The organism is Rubripirellula lacrimiformis, assembly GCF_007741535.1.
Classification (GTDB): Bacteria; Planctomycetota; Planctomycetia; order Pirellulales; family Pirellulaceae; genus Rubripirellula; species Rubripirellula lacrimiformis.
In genome coordinates this window covers 8,198,551-8,215,582 of sequence record NZ_CP036525.1, presented here as the reverse complement: position 1 = coordinate 8,215,582, position 17,032 = coordinate 8,198,551, and the positions used below count along the sequence as shown (strand labels likewise).

Here is a 17,032-nt window from a genome sequence, read left to right as displayed (position 1 = left end):
CCATGACCACCGCTACACGCCCTGCACGTCCCGAAGTCCAACCCCGAGAAGACGCATTCCGAGGCGCACGCGCCACCGTCGATGCCTCTGCCGTCCAGTGCGATCGTGAGGGCGGGCGATTCGGTGCGGGAATCATTCACGGCGTTTCGATGATCGCCATGGGGGAAGCCCTGGGCCACGAATACTGGATCGATGCCGAGACACTCGCTCAGGTTCATTCGCTCGCAATGGCAGCGAACGAGGCCGGCACAAAGGCCCGCTTCACTCATCCGGGAATGTCTTCGGATGGGATGGGGCGACTGTTAGGCCGACTGCATGACCCACGCATTGAAGGCGGTCGTGTGCTCGCAGACTTGCACCTCGCAAAGCTCGCGCACGACACGCCCGACGGTGACCTCGCTGAATACGTTATGAGCCTCGCGGATGAAGACCCAACGGCGGCTGGCTTGTCCATCGTGTTTCACCACGACTTCGCCGCCGAGAACGAGTTTCGGGAGAACCATCAGGAGGAGTTCGAAATCACGGACCATAAGGGGCGAAAGGCCATGGGCACCCGGTTCAAGTCACCCGACGAAAGCAACATCGAAAACTATCCGCACGTCCGTCTCAAGAGCCTTAACGCCGCCGACATCGTCGACGAGCCAGCGGCTAACGCAGAGGGCCTGTTCGATCGCCAATCTTTGGCACGCGACGCTGATGCCTTCCTGTCGTTCGCTCTGGGGCTCACCGACGTCAAACCGCAGGCGAGTGCCCTGGGTGTTGATCCTGACCGTGCACAGCAGTTTCTTGAACGCTTCATGCACACGCATTCACTTTCGATCAACAAAGCAGGAGCCGAAATGGCTGACTCACCCAATCCCGATCCGGTCACCGTCGACGCACCGTCGCGTGAAGACTTCGCCGCCGAACTGAACCGATTCACCGAGCGATTCGGTGCGGCCAACGGCGCCAAGTGGTTCGGCGAGAACAAGAGCTTCTCGGAAGCCTTGGAACTCCATTGTGACGCAGTCCAAGCCGAGTTGACCGCTGCCAACGAAGCACGCACCGTCGCCGAAGAGAAGCTCGCATCGCTGAGCCTTGGTGAGACAGATCCGGTTGAGACCGGCGCTGACGACGGCAAGGAATCGAAGAAGCGAACCTTCGCCGAAGCGATCCGAACCAAAAAGAGCTAACCAGCTCTGCCGACCTTACACGCTTTCATCTGACCCAATCAAATCAAGATCCTAGGAGCCACCCATGGCTAACGCATTCGTCGGTACCGCCGAGCTACTTCAACTCGGCGACGGAAACATCAGCGACATCGAAGTGTCGCAACTACTCGAAGACGCCCCGCTGCTAGCCGCTATGGCCGCAATCGAGGCTTCGCACGACACAAGCCATGAGTGGCTAAAGAAGACGGCTGCCCCCAGCACGGGCTTCCGGGATCTGAACGATGGTCGCGAGAACGTCAAGGCGACCTACACCAAGGTCACTCAGACGCTGAAACTGTACGACGCTTCGTTCAGCCTGGACTTGGGTCTGTTGAAAACGAAGAACGGTGACGCGCTGCGTCGTCGGGAAGCGATGGACCATCTATCGGCAGCCTTCGCCGACATGGAAGCCCAATTGATCTACGGAACCGGCAATGATTCCGATGGATTCGCCGGTCTGGCAAACGAGACAAGCGTCGACAAGAAAGACGATGCAATGGTCGTGGACGCGACCGGGACCACCGTTGGCGGTGCAACTTCGGTGTGGGCGATCCGTCTTGGCGAGTCGGCAGTCTCCGCTGTCTTCGGCGCTGGTGGCGAGATCGAGATCGGCGAAGAGTACCAAACCACGTTGTCGGGTTCGACCACGGGCGTTTACGACGCCATGCGAACTCCCATCCTGTTCTGGGGCGGCATCCAAGTTGCGACTTCGAACGACCTGGGTCGAATCGTCAACCTGACCGCCCAGGCTGGGAAAGGCCTGACCGACGCATTGATCAGCCAACTGTTGGCGAAGTTCCCTGCCGCTCGCAAGCCGAACCTGTTGGTGATGAGCACGCAATCGCAATCGCAGTTGCAGTCTTCGCGAACGGCAACCACCGCCAACGGTGCCCCCGCTCCGATCCCGACTGAAAGTTTCAACATCCCAATTGTTGCGACTGATCAGATCGTGAACACCGAAGCTCTCGTCGCTGCGGCCTAATCATGAACCTGATGCAACGAGGATTGAGGATTCACGCTAAGGCTCTAAAGCAAGCCGCAGGTGAGCCCGTGATCTATTTCCGAGGCGACGCCTTGAGTGCCTCAATCCTCGCTGTCGTCGGGCAAACGATTTTCGAGGATGTGGCTGGTGATGGTGAGACGCGGATCGAAACCAAAACGGTTGATTGGCTGATCACGCCAGACGAGCTGCGGAAAGCGGTTTTCAGAACCGAACCGCAGCGAGGTGACCAGATTCGACGGAACGATTTTGAAGTGTTTGACGTTGTTCCCGGAACGTCAGGAAAAGTCTGGGAATGGTCCGACGGACACAAAACGCACTATCGAATCCATTCAGTGAGACGAAATGTCCCGAGCTTCTGATGTCAGAGACGCCGTTGCTGAGGCGATCAAAGAGCGACTGACCGATCAGACGGTCGAGACGTTCCTCGTCCCTCACTACACACGCGAAGAACTCGATTCGGGCCCGAGAATCATTGTTCGGTTTGGTGCCCGTGAGCTTCGCGTTGATCAAGGACCAGACGAGCGGGACATAGAGATAGAGGTCGGAACTGTGGGGGTGACCCCAGAACGCAAAGACCACGAAGAATCGGTCTATCGCGCAGCCCAAGTTGCGGCATGCGATGGGTTCGATGGCTTGATGGAATCGGTCATCGCGTTGTGGACACCCAACGGGCCTTTGTCGCGATGCGGCATGGCTGAACATGCGTTCGACTCGATCGATCAAGCAATCAACTTTGATGCGACCAAACTTTACAACGAAGGCATTTGGCTTTCGATGATCCAACTTACCTACCGTGACTCCCAAGACGAAAGCGACGAATAACGATGGCGACTGACCTAGTACGTGGAGCGTATTCCGGCAAGGAAACGTTCGGTTATTACAACTCCGCAACCCATGCATCGCAGACGTGGGTCGAGATGCCACGCATTCGCAACATGCAGACGAATCGTGGTCCCGCTTTGACCGAAGTGGAGTTCCACGGCGCTGCTGAAACTGGAAACATTCCCGGCTACAAGAAGTTCGCGGGATCATTTGAGTACGTGCGGAAACGCGGAGCTGATACCGTCTGGGATGCTTTGGTAGCGGCGCGAGACGCCGGCAGCATCATCGAGATTGCTCACCTGAACGGACCGATCACGAGCGACGATGCCAAAGGCTGGGAATGCCCCGTGCTGCTTGGCGAGTTCAGCGAGCCTGCCAATGGCAACGACGGCGTTGTGGTGACCATCCCATTCGCCAAGGCTGATGCCTTCGACGCATCCGGTGACGCTGTCAACTACGCACCGCTGAGCGGATCGTCGTCGTAATGGCCACGCCCATCACAAGGGGCGAACTGGCCGCAATGATCCCGCACTTACCCGAGGGTGAGATGCGGGAGTGGTGTGGACTTTCGAGCAAAGGCTCGGCGTCCACCACGGTCTATGCCAACAGCGAAATGCTCTCTCGCTGTCGAGCCGCCCAACCGCCCGCATCCGAGAGCCAAGATTCCAATAACAGCGAAAGCGACGATGAAAACGTTCAAGGACAATCAGGGACACGAGTGGAACCTGGCGCTCAGCCTGGCAAGCGTGCGAAAGCATCGTCAAACGCTCGGTCTGGATCTGTTCAACCACGAGCATCATCGGCAGGTGATGGAGAGCCTGGTTGACAGACTGGCTTTCTGCTTCTTGCTTGTTGAAGAACAGGCGAAAGCCATCGAAGTCTCAGTCGACCAGTTCGAGGAACGACTCTATGGCGATGGCTTCTCAACGGAGGCTGGAGTCGCGTTCCTGGAAGAACTCGCGGATTTTTACCAGAAGCTCGGCCAGAAAGCGTTCGCGATGCTGACGACGATTGCGATCAAGGCGATTCGAGCGGGCGAGACACGGATGCAGGACTTGGAGAGCAGTGGGCAGATTACTTCCTTGATCAGCCAAGCCGAGGACGAAGTGGAACGGATGTTTCAAGAGAGCGCTGGGAATGGGTCGCCGAGCTAGCGTCTATCGCTGGCGTTGACCCCTGGCCGCTAACGCTTCGTGAGTTGGTCAAAGCTGCCGAAGCGAAACGTCGGTGCCAGTGGGATCACACCGCCGACCTGATGGCGCTGATGGCAACGATCCACACGACGGGAAGCTACCAACGCGATCACTTCCACCCGTTACGGGAACGCCCCGAGCCTATCCATCAGTTGGATGATCCGGGCGCCGAGTACGATCGACTGATGAAGGAACAAGCATGATCACGCCAACCTTCAAGATGAAGAAAGCGTTCTTTGATCGTCAGAAGATCAACGACGCTATCGATCGAGAGACCCGCCGAGCGCTCAGCAAATCACTTGCCTACGTTCGCCGGCGGATGCGTTCGGGACTTCGCCGCAGGAAGAAGGCTAGTAAACCTGGGCAATCGCCAAGCGTTCATTCAACGAATCCCGTTGCCTCGCTAAAGGCCATTTTCTTCGCGTATGACGAGCGCACCAAGTCCGGTGTCGTTGGGTCGATCAAGCTGAACGGCCAACGGTCGTTGTCGACGAGTGACCAAGCCTTGCCTGGACTCTTGGAGTTGGGCGGCGTTGTCACGATACCAGAGGAGAGTTGGGACGGGAAAACGTGGGCAAAACAGCGCCGCAGTCGGCGTGTTTCGTCCCGCAAGAAGACTCGGAAACGCAGAGTCAAGATTGCTCCCCACCCCAATGCCGCGCCCTCGCTTCAAGCGGAAGCGGATGCCGGCAACATTCTTTCCCCGTGGGCGAACGTAGTCGGTAGCTAAATGGCAAAATCAAAGATCAAGGCGGGCGAAGGCTACGTCGAGATCGGTATCCGAAACCGGATCGCCGAAGGTGCCAAGGGTGTTCAGTCCGATTTGGACAAGATGGGGCGCCGGGTCACCGCGCTGGGCGGGATCATCAGTGGCTTGGGTCTTACGCTGGGGGCACCGTTCGCATTTGCTGCGGGCAAGCTGGCGAACTTCGACGATGCCATGCGAAGCGTCGGAGCGATTAGCCAAGCGTCCGAAAAGCAGTTGTCGATGCTGACGAACACGGCAAAGGAGTTGGGGCGAACGACCAGCTTCACAGCCGTTGACGTTGCAATGCTGATGAGCGAGTTGGGGCGTGCTGGCTTCGATCCTTCGCAGATCAACGAAATGACCGGCGCGGTTCTGAACCTTTCTCGCGCTACAGGCACGGAAGCGGCGCAATCAGCTGGAATCCTGGCGGCGACAATTCGCCAATACGGATTGGAAGCCGGTGACGCGGCGCGTGTTTCTGACGGGCTTACCGCAGCAGCCAACAAGTCGTTCAACAGCGTCGAATCGTTGGGGGAGGCACTTAGCTACGCGGGCCCCGAGGCGAAGGCGTTCGGGCTCTCGCTAGAGGAAACGCTCGCCATCCTGGGAACGCTCGGAAACGTGGGCATCCAGGGTAGCTCGGCAGGTACCGCGATTCGGCGACTTCTGACGCTCACCGGTGCCGAAGCCGAGAAGATGAAACGCATCTTCGGCGTGGAGTTCATCGACGCAGCCGGGAACGCTCGACCGCTGATCGATACGCTGGGAGAAGTTGCTCAGGCGACCAACGGACTCGGCACCGCAGCGCGGGCATCAAAGTTCAACGAAGCGTTCGGTCTGTTGGGAATCACGGCTGCTGGCGCGTTAGGCCAAGCGACGACATCCACCAAGGCACTGCTGACCGCCATCCAAGAAGCCGAGGGCATCGCAGGCACCACCGCTGAAAGGATGGACGCTGGGCTTGGCGGATCGTTCCGCAAGATCGCATCGGCTGCGGAAGGCGCCGTCATCGCTATTGGCGAATCGTTCGGTGGTTCACTGCAATCGGTGACGGATTCTCTGACCGCATCGCTGGGTGGCTTCACGGCGTGGATCGAAGCGAACAAGTCGTTGGTCGCTGCCGTTGCGGCAACCACGGTTGGAATGGTTGGTACCGGTGCGGCGATGATCGCCCTGGGTGTCACCTCGCAATTGGTCGCGGCTGGAATCGGAACGGTTGGAACCGCCTTCGCTGCGGTGTCAGGGATTCTCAAAGGCGTTGCCGCAGTCACCACGGCAGTGAAAGCCGTCACGCTCGCAACCGCTGGCGCCTTCGCTGTAGCTCAAGGGACATCGGCGGGGATGGCAGCGGGCATTGCGTTGGTGAATGCTGCCTACGGAATCAGCCCAGCGTTCGCTGGTATCGCCGTTGCGGCGTGGGGATCGGTCGGGGCAGTGCTGACAGCCCTTTCCGCTCCAAGCACGTTAGCGGCTGCTATGGCGGGTCTGGTGGGATCAGCTTGGACGGCAGCCGCAGGCGTTGTTGGCTCCGCTTGGGCCGTGATCACTGGTCCCATCCTTCCGTTCGTTGCTGCTGGCGCTGCGGCGGTGGCCGTTATCGGTTCGCTCGTTGGAGTCGCTGGCTATGCAGCAGTCGCGGGAATGGATCTAGCCAGAGCTTGGGACATCGTGAAGACGACCGTTGGCGGATTGGTGAGCGTCGTTTCAGACACGTTCTCTGTTATCCGCGATGCGATGAGTTCAGGAGACTTTGCGACTGCCGCCCAGGCACTTTGGTTGGGAGTGCGGGCTGCATTCTGGACTGGCGTCGAGGGCGCCATGGACGCTTTCAAGTGGCTCTGGAGCGAAGCGTGGGCAACCGGTAAGCGGTTCTTTACTTCGCTGGTAGAGACGGCTTGGAAAGCGACTAAGGCGATCGCGATGGCAATCGTCAACCCGATCCAAGCAGCGCGGGAGATCGGCACGCTAGTGGGAGAGCTTGCGGGCGCCGCGAACAACTTCGACGTGAGTGGTCGAGCGGACGCAGCAAAGCAGGAATTGGCCGTCCTTCGGCAATCGCTTGCCCTATCGAAAGAACGAAACAAGGTCGAGGAAGCGAGTGGGACCGGTGGCGCAGCTGGCGGGGCGCCTGGCAAGCAGCAGGGACAGAGCGCCCACGAGAAGGATGCTGCCGTCATTACCGACAAGATTAAAGCGATCGAACTTGAGATCTTCGCGCTTGAGAATGGCGAAGACGCGGCCAACAGAAAGCGGCTTGCCGATGAAGGCCTCACCGATGTGCAAATCAAACAGATTGAGGTTTTGAAGGCGAAGAAGAAGGCAATTGAGGATGCCCAGCAGGCCGAGAAAGACGCGGCAAAGAATCGAGTCGACTCGGTCATGAAGAAGGGTGACCAGCTGGCTGCCGCAGGCGTATCCCCCAAAGACATCTTCGATCGCGTGATGAAGCAAATCGGGTCTGATCAACAGAATGGATTGATCGGCAAAGACACCGCCGACACGGCGAGAGGAACTGCCCGAGAGAACCTTGCTGACCAACTCGACCAGTTGAAGGCTGACGGTAAGGCACTTGCCGATTCGCTACGCACCCCAGCGGAAGTGCTCAACGCCAAGCTGCGGGAGATCACCCAACTTCAAAGCAACGGCGCCATCACCGACAAGACCGCTTTGCGGGCTGAGGATCGTGTGCGTCGAGAGTTCGCGGAGGAACAGGAACGCAGTGCCAAGACGGCCTCGGATGTGAACACGGGACTCGACCAAGAACGGTCCAGAACGGGACCAACGTCAACGTTCTCGGCAGCCGCTGCGTCGATCATCGGTGCGGGTAACGGCAGTGAGAACGAGGCGATGAAGTTACGCCGCGAAACAGCAGCCAACACGGCAACGATTGCCAGACAATCCAAGAAGAACAACGTCGCGAGGTTTGCGTAATGGCATCCGATTTGAATCAAGTCCTGGCCAACGGTACCTACGATGGCTTCGCGTTCTACAACGGTCTGCGAATCAAAGAGATTGCAGGCCGGACGGGGACCGACACCACAACGGGGTCAGACACGGCGCAGAGAACTTGGCGTGTAACCGGTTCTGCGAGCCCTCAGACGTCGCGTGCTGCGTTGCGTGACGGGCCAGTACAGATCAACGAACATGACGGTATCTTTATCGAATCGCTCTCCTACGAGCAGGGACCAGCCTACAACGCATGGGACTTCACCGCGCATTACAACGCGGCGGTTCCGAATGTCGGAGGCTATACCGTCTCAATCGATACGACGGGAGGTATGGTTCTTCAAACCAGTTCCTACCTTCAAACCAAGTTCGCGGCATCCGGTAAAACCGCTCCCGACTTCTTCAAGTCGATCGACGTTCAGGATGGGCGCCCCCAAGGGGTTCAGCGGATCATTCCGGCGCTGAAGATCAACGTCCGAGCGAAGATTGCAACGCAGTACGTTGGCAGCCCACTGCGGTACTCGAATCTGATCGCATCGCTAACGGGAACCACGAACAACGCCGACATTTTCAGCGATGGCGAAGGTGTGATTTACAAACGCGGCGAGCTTTTGTTCGCCGGGGCGTCAGGGGATGTCGTTGCAGAGGATCCACAACTGACGTTTTCGTTCCTTGCCAGCAAGAACGCCACGAGCGAGACCTTCGGTGGCATCACTGGTGTGAGCAAGAAGGGTCACGAGTATCTCTGGTATCTCTTCGATCACGACAAAGACGCATCGACCGGAATGTTGGTCAGCAAACCACGAGCCTGTTACGTCGATCAGATCTACGGTGAGGCGGATCACTCGCTACTGAAAATCGGAGCCGCCCCGGTATGAGCGATCTGAAAGCCAAGCCTGACGAGCCCGTCGCCGCTGGGAAATGGAATCGAGTCATTGATCGGCTTGAATCGTCTGAGGCCGGTTTTGGAGCGGGCGGTTTCGGGATGTCTCGGGTTGAATGCCAGATTAAGAACTCCAGCGGAAGCAACCGCGACATTGGTGAAGTGCTCGCGATCGACTCATGGGACGGTCCAGACGGTTCGAACGTCTTCGAGATTCCCACGAGCGTGGTCTACGACTGCGTCGATCCAGTCTGGCACACATCGATCTCGCGCCTCGTGATCCTTGCTGAGCCAATCCCTGACGATGGCTACGGTCTCGCGGTGATCAGCGGGCACTGCCTCGTATCGCTCTCAGCCGGTTCAGGTTCTGACTCGTTCGTGATGCTTGACCCATCGAGCCTAAACGAGATGAAGGGTTCCACGAGCGGCGTGGGGCGGCTTCTCGCGAAGCTAAGCGGTGGTGATTACGGACTGATCAACTTTCGCGATGAGTGCGCCCGATGGCGCTACGAGCTGACCGAAGATTCGCAGGCTCCAGCGGTCACCACTGCAAAGCTAGTTGACCGATCGGGAACGGTGTTTCATTCCGCGATCAATCTTTCCGACCCACTGTCACTGATGGATGACCAAGTGAGCGGTGACGAAGGTTTCTGCGACTTGTGCGGGAACGATTTTGAAGCCGTACAGGCACCGTGCTGACGCACTCTCAAAGGATCATCTGGAATGACGCGCAGAGGACATAACTGCTGCGGTGGCGGGTGTGAGGCGACTGAACTGCGTCCCCCTTGCTACAGCTACGGATCAGGCGACGGTGGCAGCGGCGGATGCTGGCCGGATTGGGTGGATCACCCTGGGAACGGCGAGGACATCGTACCAGCGGGCACAGAAACGACGCTTCTCATTTCCGATCGTGTTGACGGCTCCATAGTGACTTTTGAAGTCCTAGACGCAGAGGATGCCGTTGGGGCACGCTGGAGCGATGGGCAGAACCACGTCGCGTTGGTCGACTTGGGCGGCACGAAGTATTTGCTGTTGAATCAGATCCAGTGCAGCTTGATTTCGAATGTCGACTATTCGTTGCCGTTCCAAATCACGATGCACCGCAACGTGCATGGCGGATACGACAACTACATCGATTGTTTTGTCGAGGTGCATCAGTCGGGAGTGCTGAAAGGATCCTCGTGCAATCGATACTTTGGCACTCCCAATCCAGTCGAACTGGTCATCCGGGCCGGTGATTCGGTATCCGTGACGATTGGGAGTGTCACAATATCCGATAGCGCTACCGCAAACGCAGCTTGCGAGTCACGGGAGTGCGAGGAGATGCCATGTGGGCTTGATGAACCGCAATACATCATCACGGGCCTACGTTGGGAAACAGCCGGCGCGGTCGATGCGGTGGGCGAGGAAGTCCGGATTCACTACGTAGGGGATTTCTCGTGCAACCTACAGAAGGTGAAAAGGACGTTCACTAAAACTGTCTCAAACAGTCAGTACAACGGCACTCGCCACGCGACGCTACACCGGCTGACCCTTGGGACGTACGTTCCACTTTCCGCAACGGAAGAATCAGAGATTCTGGACGGCCTTAAAGACGGCTCGCTCTGTTCGGGTAACTTCGGCAACTATCAGTGGCGATTCGTTGACCACCCCAGCGTTCAAGTCGATTTCACTCACACCATCGTTGAGGAAGATCTGGGCATCGCATGCGGAAGCGGGGCACCAATGCCAACGCCTCCGACATCGGGTACGTTCCTAGGCAATGTGACATCCATCAAAATCGGTACGGTCGCGAGACTTCTAAATGATAAGAACCGAATTGGCGTTTCGGCGGAGCCAGGTTCGACTCGGATATCGTGCCCATTGGTGACTTGCGAGAAGCCGGAAACCGGACGAGCTGTCTACAGCGTGGGGAAGACGCCCGACCTACCTGGATACTCCGAAACTACCGACACTTGTGGGTTTTGCAGTCTGACGGAATCGACCAGCACCACGATTACATCGTCAGGTTCCAGCACCATCACAGTTGATACGGTGATTGAGTATGTCGAGCTTTAGGTGCCAGTGCGGTTTCGCGTTCAAATGCCGCGTCTGGCCGAACCATTGTCGTTGCGGAATCAAGCACGATGGTCCGCTCGATGCGAAGAAGATCGTGGCCGCAGCCAACACGCCAAAGCCGAAGCGAAACACGGTCGCCCCTTGGGTCGCTGACCGCGTTAGTTTATGCGGCGCGTGCGAACATCAGATTGACGGCGAAAGGTGCGGGGTGATCGCAGCAAAAGGAAAGCCAGGCTATCTGATGCACAGTCGAGGAATCCCCAACCTCCTGACGCACTGCCCGCTCAATAAATGGGGAATCGCAAAGCCATTCGACCGCATCGGCGAAGTCCTGCTAGTGACGTTCCACTTCAACCCGCTTCGATACAAGCGGATGCGTCAGACCTACTTCGAGTGGGCGCCAACGCTCGGGCCGCTTCGTGATCATCTCCAGTGCTACGAGTTGGTCTTCGACGACGATGAACCGGAGATCCCCGGATCGATCGTCATCAGAGGAACACGCGAGGCCAATTGGATCTGGCAGAAGGAGGCGATCGTCAACCGAGCATTGCGGGATGCCGATGCCAGCAAGCGATACGTCGCCTGGCTCGACCATGACATGGTGATCGACAAACCAGACTGGATGGAACGATCGGTCACGATGATCGACGACGGCTGCCCAGCGGTTCAGATGGTGGGCCAGCTACAGTACCTGGATCAACAAAAGCAACCGTCAGCGCCGCGAACCAGCGGAATGAAGAACTTCACCACCAACGGCAGTACCAATGGAAACCCCGGCGGCGCGTGGATCGCTGACCGTTCCTTCCTGGAGTCGATCGGCGGTCTATTCGACGGCAACATCGTCGGCGGCGGCGACCAGTGCTTCTTCGACGGATTCATCGGCAAAACGGGATGGCACGTAACGCAGTACAGCGACACCCTAGCGGCGTGCGTCGAGAACTACGTCAAACGAGTCACCGAAGCGTGCGGCGAGCGTTCAGGGGGCTACCTGGACGCCGACGTGTACCATCTGTGGCACGGCGATCGAAAAGATCGTCAGTACGGCGAGCGAAACAGGATCCTGAGCGAGAACGACTTCGATCCATCGGCTGACGTTCGGATCAACGACGCCGGCATCCTTGAGTGGTCATCGGACAAGCCAGGCCTCCACGAAGCGGTCAGACGATACTTCGAGGGGCGGCGGGAAGATGGCTAGCGATGGGCGTTTCAAACGGCGGTCCACCAAAATGCTCCGTTAAACCGAATTCAACGAAGGCTACGCGGGCTAGGGTCGCGTTAGTCATTTGAAAACAACGGCGGAGAGAGGCGTCGGAATGATTTCCAACACAATCGGCAACATTTTCCAGTTTCGGGCTGTTGGCGAGGCTTCCAGATCCCGCTCTTTAGGTTATCAATGTCACGGCTGAGTGACCTGCGACCACTAGGCCCGCCACATCAGGCCGAATTTGCAGACGTGGGAGACTCGAAGTCGCCGTAGTAGCAGCGATGAACGTAGCACTCATGAAAAATTCAGCGGTAGTTTGAATCAATGATGTGGTGCTAAACTGCACCGCTGAGTCTCGTTAATCATCACCAAATTGTGGTCCGGGCGCAACTAGCCTCCTCGCATCCCCGACACGTGGAATTAGAAATGACTTCGGTACCAAAAAGCGAATTTAACGAAGAATTTGTAGAGATGATGCGTTCGAGAATGCTTGTCTCATTTCACAAGTATGGTCCCATTAGGGATGCTTACCCGCACAAAGTTGATGCGATCGCTTCTCTTCAAACGCGTTTGCGTGAGTACGAGCGAACCGGGAACACCGAATTCCTAATTGATGCGGCAAATTTTGCGATGATCGAGTTCATGTGTCCGTCGCACGATCAATCGCATTTCCGAGCGACCGATGCCAATGCTTCACCGGGCCGAAACTGGCACATGGGTGGTCGCCCCAATCAGCGGCCAAACAGTTAGCTATGCGGTAGCCTGAGTGCCAATCTGCCCTGGCTGAAACCCTGTGCTAAAGTGTGAACCCGGCTTGCTGGAAGTCTGAATCCGGGAAATCAGATTGTTCAAGAACTCGATGATCTTCTTCATGTACGCGGATGCCGCTAGCCGCTGTCCTTCATAAGTGACCTGACCCGTTTGTTGGTAGTCATTCAACAGTGCCTCGAATGCATCGATTGTAAGACCGATGGAGTTCACGAGCCCGCTGGGTGCGCTGCTAGCTTCGGCTTGCAGGCGTTGCATCACACTTTCATTCAGGGCGTCTGCATGTGCATCGCTAAACTTGGTTCCAAGGTGCTCTGAGATGGTCTCAAAATGGTCTGGCCTACGCATTACATACGTCTGAATGCCGTAGAGGAAACCGAAAAGATCCGTTCGCGGATCAATCTCCTTTTCGAATGCGAGCAACTCCAGTTCTTTCCTCGCATCTGCAAAGCGAGCGCGCGTTCGCTCGTCCATGAGCCATTTGCGAAGTTTCGCATTTTTGCGGTAACTCAGGTAGAGCCTCGCAACTTGGAGTAATACTACCGTTCCAATGAGGAGGGATAATAAAATCTGAGTTTGGCTGATCATGTTCCTTCCTTCTTGCTATCTGGGTGTGTTTGTGGCGGTCGACTTTGCTCTGCGGCTTCCCTCGACTCCTTTGCCGTCAGATAACCTCCCTTCTCGAATAGGTCAGTTGCCTCCGAAGGTGTCATGCCGCCAACCCTCGTGAAATACAGCATTTTGTAGGTCCTGGCTTCATCGGCAGCCCGGTGAACCGACTTCTCGCATTCGTTACGCAGTGCAACAAGCGTTCCATCTTCGTTGACGTAGACCGCCCATACGTAAAAAAAACCGACGACCCCAGCGACCAGGATCAACATAAGCAGGACGCAGAATGTGTAGTCAGGGCCGAGTTTTTGAGCGACCGCGACAATCGCACCGCAAATGCTCTCAACCATGTCGACTGAAGTGCCATCGGTGGTCGAAGTCGCCATGCCCAACCCATCAAGTATGCCCGTAAGAAGTGACACGTTAGGTCAAACTCCCGATAAAAGAAATTGTAGTTTACCTGAAGAAAAGCGATGAGTTTACCTTAAACTCTTTAGAGATAACTGGTTAAGGAGTCCACAAAGCTTCGCCAACAGCTCTGGATTGTAGTCTTTTTCAGGGGGGGGAGGGACTAGTTCGGGTTACGAGCGATGCATTCATGGAGTGAACAGAATAGTGAACGATCATTCGAGCCTGACACATTGACGCAGTGGAAAATCCGCTATCACCAACGAGAAAGCGGTGATGGCGACAGGCTGCCGCCCTGCGGCTCGAATGAAATGCGGTCAAAAGACCGCTAGCCCCCACCTACTTTGAAATCAACGTCGCTTATGCAGAATTGCAAAATCTCGCTGAAGCACTCCAGTGGTCGCATCCGCTCCCGGATTCCTATCCTCAACGAGCAAGTTGTTTCATTGCGGATGCGTCCCAGAGGTGGGGGCGTCCCTAAACTCGGGGAACGCTCCCCGAGTTTACGTTTCTCAGAGAAATAGACCGTAAAACACGGCGATTCGCGTATTGGGAAACGTCGTTTTCGATAAATGCCAAGCTCGCGGGTGGGGCCGATTCGCTACCAAATGGCTTGACTTGCTGGGCGTAAACCAAGAAAACGTCAGCAGGGGATAGGCCTCGGGTAGCTCCCGAATCCGAACCCCGGCTTTCCTGAGCCGGTTTCCCCCGTTTTTTCTCAGGAATCACCACGCTTAACAGGAAGAGTGTGTCATGCGAGTATCTCGCAGCAAGGGTAGCAAGCGCGCGGTCATCTATCTTCGGATGTCGTCAAACCCACAAAAGGACAGTATTCCGCAGCAGCGGGAGGCGTGTCTGCTTTACGCCGCCGATCACGGCTACGAGGTGGTCGCCGAGTACGCAGATGAGGCCATCACGGGAATCGCCAGCAAGCTCAAGCGAAGCGGATTTCAGCAGCTTGTCGAGGATGCTCAGGCGGGAAAGTTTGAGTTCGTGATCTGTTGGGAGCAGAACCGGGCAAGTCGATCGAAACCTCGTGAGTTCTTCGCGGAGATGGATCCGATCGCATCCGCCGGCGTGAAGTTGGTCTTCACCAACAAGGGTGTCGTGGATCTGGACAAGTTCACCGACTTCCTGACCGTTGCATGCGATGCAAACTCAGCAAACGACTACGTCCTTTCAATGGCTCGTTCAGTCGTTCGTGGCCAGCACGAGAAGAAGGCAACGAAAGGCAAGTGGGTTGGAGGCACACCGCCGTTCGCGATGGACTACATCCGCACCGATCCGAAGAAAGACCCCAAGGCGGGCGACATCGTTCTTGGTGACCCTGACGACGTGGAGACCGTCCGCTGCGTGTTCCGTTGGTATCAAGAAGGTTTCAGCCATCGCGGAATCTTGGAGAAAATGCAATCGGAACGAGGCGTAAAGCGGACACAGAACTTCGTCCAGCGGATGCTGGTGAATCCGTTCTATGTCGGCGACTACCGTTGGAACAGGAAAACGCGGGGGCGGTTCTTCGCGCTGCGAGATGGGCGGATCACTGACGACTTCAAGGCGGGCGTCAACGAGGAAAGCGACACGGTCTACATCCCAAACAATCACCCCGCCATTATTGACCGTGAGACTTGGACCCGAGTTCAGCATCTGGTGGCAGAACGTTCGACCAAAACGACACCTTTCCGAAACGGTGGCGTTCATCTTTTGACGGGGCTATGCCGATGCGCTCGTTGCGGAAGCGGGTTCTCGGGTAGCAGGCACAAGGGAAAGAACGGCAATCTCGACCGGCTGGTTTTGACCTGCAACGGCTACCGTCACGGCACCTGCGGGGCTAACTACGTTGACCAGCGTGACATCGTCGCCTCGGTGGTCGCGTCCCTCGACAGCGTCCTGAGCCCCGAGCACGTCGAGAAGATCCGTGAGGAGTATTACGCAAACGTTGCCGATCGCCGTGAGGGCAACAACGCTGAGGCCCTCAGGCGGTCTCTGGTGAAGCGTGAAGCCGAGTACGCGGAACTGAGGGGGAAGATCCAAAAGCTGCCGCCTGACCTGCTAGAGGACTTCACCGGCGATCTGAGGCAGCACAAAGCGGAGATCGAAAAGATGAGGGGAGATATCGCGGAGGCGGAAGCGGTCGACCGAGACAACTCGACGCCATCGGTCAAGTTTGATTCCCAATTGTCGACGCTGACCAACATCGTCGCGGATTTGAAGGAAGCGGTTGCCGACTTGGTCGATACCGAACCACGGCTAGTTCGTGAGATGCTGGCTGCCCTCGTCGAATCGATCAGCCTCGATGTCGAGCCTCGCAAGGTGAGCGAGAAGCACACCCGCTACGATCTAAAAAGCGGGGAAATCACGCTGAAACCGGGTTTTAACTTGATCGCCTCACCCTAACGAGCAGGTCGGAGGTTCGAATCCTCTCCGGGGTACTCCCCGTAGGCCAGCGCAGAAATGCGTTGGCCTACTTTTTGCGCCCACGCCACTCCGGTGCTACGCCACTCCGCTGTTGTGGCAGTCTGGTTCTAGCAGCCATCATGGACCGCCCAGCGGTCCGCCGCGCGCGCGAAGTTAGAGTGATCTTGGCCCAGGGAAGAAGTTGGATCTCCCACGTCGCGATCGCGGCGGTTCCTGGTCAATCCCGCATGCCCTCCTGTTCACTCGCTTTCGCCCGTCCGTGAGCGGAAATTGCAAGCCAGCCCTCACGCTCCAGAACCCAAATGCTTGCTCCGCGTCCCCCTGTGAGTGAGAATCAGTCGCCCGGGCGGTCGGTGAACCAGCGAGAATCAGTCAGCAGTGAACCGCACAAGTGGCCTATTCTCACCGCACAACCGTCCAGAATATCCCCCCACCACTGAATCTCACCGAGCCTTCGGGTGAGAAGCAAGTTATCCGACTGGGCATGGACGCATGCGACCAAGATATCCACAAAGCCAATCAGCCCTTTCATGCCATACATCCAGATGCTGACGCTCGCAGCGGTCTTCGCGGCTTACACCCAATTTCACCGACGAGTCTTAGATTTTGGTGCGCTCCGTCTATCCGCGTACTTCCTTACTGCGTCTGTTGCGACAACGGCACTCGACAGTTGCTGGTTTCCTGGACGGGACGCTCGCGTGTATCATTACGATCACTTTCGCTTACTGTTCGCCCTGTCTGCAGTTGCCCTTGTTGTTTCACTACACTTTTTGTTCGAGTCTTTG

Annotated in this window: 16 protein-coding genes; 14 read left to right on the top strand and 2 right to left on the bottom strand. The window is 57.1% G+C overall.

Going from position 1 to position 17,032, the window contains the following annotated elements; translation table 11 throughout:
* The first annotated feature begins 2 nt into the window (after window positions 1-2).
* The 13 genes from K227x_RS28755 (at window position 3) to K227x_RS28700 (ending at window position 12,038) form a co-directional block, all read left to right on the top strand.
* The gene (locus K227x_RS28755; protein ID WP_145176244.1) at window positions 3-1,172 is read left to right on the top strand and encodes a hypothetical protein; all 1,170 of its coding nucleotides are present in this window, start codon (window positions 3-5) and stop codon (window positions 1,170-1,172) included.
* A 64-nt stretch (window positions 1,173-1,236) separates the two neighbouring features.
* Window positions 1,237-2,172 (top strand): major capsid protein, encoded by a 936-nt coding sequence (locus K227x_RS28750; RefSeq protein WP_145176241.1) that lies wholly within the window; start codon window positions 1,237-1,239, stop codon window positions 2,170-2,172.
* Window positions 2,173-2,174: 2 nt separating this feature from the next.
* On the top strand, window positions 2,175-2,552 hold the full coding sequence (locus tag K227x_RS31715) for a hypothetical protein (RefSeq protein ID WP_449314263.1): 378 nt from the start codon (window positions 2,175-2,177) through the stop codon (window positions 2,550-2,552).
* Complete coding sequence (locus K227x_RS28745; RefSeq protein ID WP_145176238.1) at window positions 2,536-3,015, top strand: hypothetical protein; 480 nt, start codon at window positions 2,536-2,538, stop codon at window positions 3,013-3,015. The genes K227x_RS31715 and K227x_RS28745 overlap by 17 nt, the downstream gene beginning before the upstream one ends.
* A 2-nt stretch (window positions 3,016-3,017) precedes the next feature.
* Entirely contained in the window at window positions 3,018-3,500 is a 483-nt protein-coding gene (locus K227x_RS28740) for a hypothetical protein (RefSeq protein WP_145176235.1), read from the top strand.
* Between the two features lie 201 nt (window positions 3,501-3,701).
* A complete protein-coding gene (locus K227x_RS28735; RefSeq protein WP_145176232.1) occupies window positions 3,702-4,169 on the top strand; it encodes a hypothetical protein in 468 nt (155 codons plus the stop codon).
* A gap of 44 nt (window positions 4,170-4,213) precedes the next feature.
* Window positions 4,214-4,411, top strand: coding sequence for a hypothetical protein (locus K227x_RS28730; protein ID WP_145176229.1), 198 nt, complete (start codon window positions 4,214-4,216; stop codon window positions 4,409-4,411).
* Window positions 4,408-4,938 (top strand): hypothetical protein, encoded by a 531-nt coding sequence (locus tag K227x_RS28725; RefSeq protein ID WP_145176226.1) that lies wholly within the window; start codon window positions 4,408-4,410, stop codon window positions 4,936-4,938. The genes K227x_RS28730 and K227x_RS28725 overlap by 4 nt, the downstream gene beginning before the upstream one ends.
* Complete coding sequence (locus K227x_RS28720; protein ID WP_145176223.1) at window positions 4,939-7,887, top strand: phage tail tape measure protein; 2,949 nt, start codon at window positions 4,939-4,941, stop codon at window positions 7,885-7,887.
* Window positions 7,887-8,780: a hypothetical protein gene (locus K227x_RS28715; RefSeq protein WP_145176220.1), complete on the top strand. Its 894-nt coding sequence runs from the start codon at window positions 7,887-7,889 to the stop codon at window positions 8,778-8,780. The genes K227x_RS28720 and K227x_RS28715 overlap by 1 nt, the downstream gene beginning before the upstream one ends.
* A complete protein-coding gene (locus tag K227x_RS28710; protein ID WP_145176217.1) occupies window positions 8,777-9,484 on the top strand; it encodes a hypothetical protein in 708 nt (235 codons plus the stop codon). Before K227x_RS28715 ends, K227x_RS28710 begins: the two co-directional genes overlap by 4 nt.
* Before the next feature lie 228 nt (window positions 9,485-9,712).
* Entirely contained in the window at window positions 9,713-10,843 is a 1,131-nt protein-coding gene (locus tag K227x_RS28705) for a hypothetical protein (RefSeq protein ID WP_218933623.1), read from the top strand.
* A gap of 241 nt (window positions 10,844-11,084) precedes the next feature.
* The gene (locus K227x_RS28700; protein WP_218933622.1) at window positions 11,085-12,038 is read left to right on the top strand and encodes a hypothetical protein; all 954 of its coding nucleotides are present in this window, start codon (window positions 11,085-11,087) and stop codon (window positions 12,036-12,038) included.
* Window positions 12,039-12,797: 759 nt separating this feature from the next.
* On the opposite strand, the gene K227x_RS28695 is transcribed toward K227x_RS28700, so the two are convergent.
* Together K227x_RS28695 and K227x_RS28690 are read right to left on the bottom strand one after the other, a co-directional pair.
* Window positions 12,798-13,403 (bottom strand): hypothetical protein, encoded by a 606-nt coding sequence (locus tag K227x_RS28695; RefSeq protein WP_145176208.1) that lies wholly within the window; start codon window positions 13,401-13,403, stop codon window positions 12,798-12,800.
* A complete protein-coding gene (locus K227x_RS28690; RefSeq protein ID WP_145176205.1) occupies window positions 13,400-13,810 on the bottom strand; it encodes a hypothetical protein in 411 nt (136 codons plus the stop codon). The genes K227x_RS28695 and K227x_RS28690 overlap by 4 nt, the downstream gene beginning before the upstream one ends.
* A 775-nt stretch (window positions 13,811-14,585) precedes the next feature.
* Here K227x_RS28690 and K227x_RS28685 point away from each other — a divergent pair.
* Entirely contained in the window at window positions 14,586-16,226 is a 1,641-nt protein-coding gene (locus K227x_RS28685) for a recombinase family protein (RefSeq protein WP_145176202.1), read from the top strand.
* Window positions 16,227-17,032: the final 806 nt, after the last annotated feature.

Excerpts from the sequence above, each read along its gene's own strand:
- K227x_RS28725 (WP_145176226.1), top strand. The coding sequence starts at position 4,408 with ATGATCACGCCAACCTTCAAGATGAAGAAAGCGTTCTTTGATCGTCAG.
- K227x_RS28740 (WP_145176235.1), top strand. The coding sequence starts at position 3,018 with ATGGCGACTGACCTAGTACGTGGAGCGTATTCCGGCAAGGAAACGTTC.
- K227x_RS28715 (WP_145176220.1), top strand. The coding sequence starts at position 7,887 with ATGGCATCCGATTTGAATCAAGTCCTGGCCAACGGTACCTACGATGGC.
- K227x_RS28710 (WP_145176217.1), top strand. The coding sequence starts at position 8,777 with ATGAGCGATCTGAAAGCCAAGCCTGACGAGCCCGTCGCCGCTGGGAAA.
- K227x_RS28745 (WP_145176238.1), top strand. The coding sequence starts at position 2,536 with ATGTCCCGAGCTTCTGATGTCAGAGACGCCGTTGCTGAGGCGATCAAA.
- K227x_RS28700 (WP_218933622.1), top strand. The coding sequence starts at position 11,085 with ATGCACAGTCGAGGAATCCCCAACCTCCTGACGCACTGCCCGCTCAAT.
- K227x_RS28695 (WP_145176208.1), bottom strand. The coding sequence starts at position 13,403 with ATGATCAGCCAAACTCAGATTTTATTATCCCTCCTCATTGGAACGGTA.
- K227x_RS28735 (WP_145176232.1), top strand. The coding sequence starts at position 3,702 with ATGAAAACGTTCAAGGACAATCAGGGACACGAGTGGAACCTGGCGCTC.
- K227x_RS28685 (WP_145176202.1), top strand. The coding sequence starts at position 14,586 with ATGCGAGTATCTCGCAGCAAGGGTAGCAAGCGCGCGGTCATCTATCTT.
- K227x_RS31715 (WP_449314263.1), top strand. The coding sequence starts at position 2,175 with ATGAACCTGATGCAACGAGGATTGAGGATTCACGCTAAGGCTCTAAAG.
- K227x_RS28690 (WP_145176205.1), bottom strand. The coding sequence starts at position 13,810 with ATGGCGACTTCGACCACCGATGGCACTTCAGTCGACATGGTTGAGAGC.
- K227x_RS28750 (WP_145176241.1), top strand. The coding sequence starts at position 1,237 with ATGGCTAACGCATTCGTCGGTACCGCCGAGCTACTTCAACTCGGCGAC.
- K227x_RS28720 (WP_145176223.1), top strand. The coding sequence starts at position 4,939 with ATGGCAAAATCAAAGATCAAGGCGGGCGAAGGCTACGTCGAGATCGGT.
- K227x_RS28755 (WP_145176244.1), top strand. The coding sequence starts at position 3 with ATGACCACCGCTACACGCCCTGCACGTCCCGAAGTCCAACCCCGAGAA.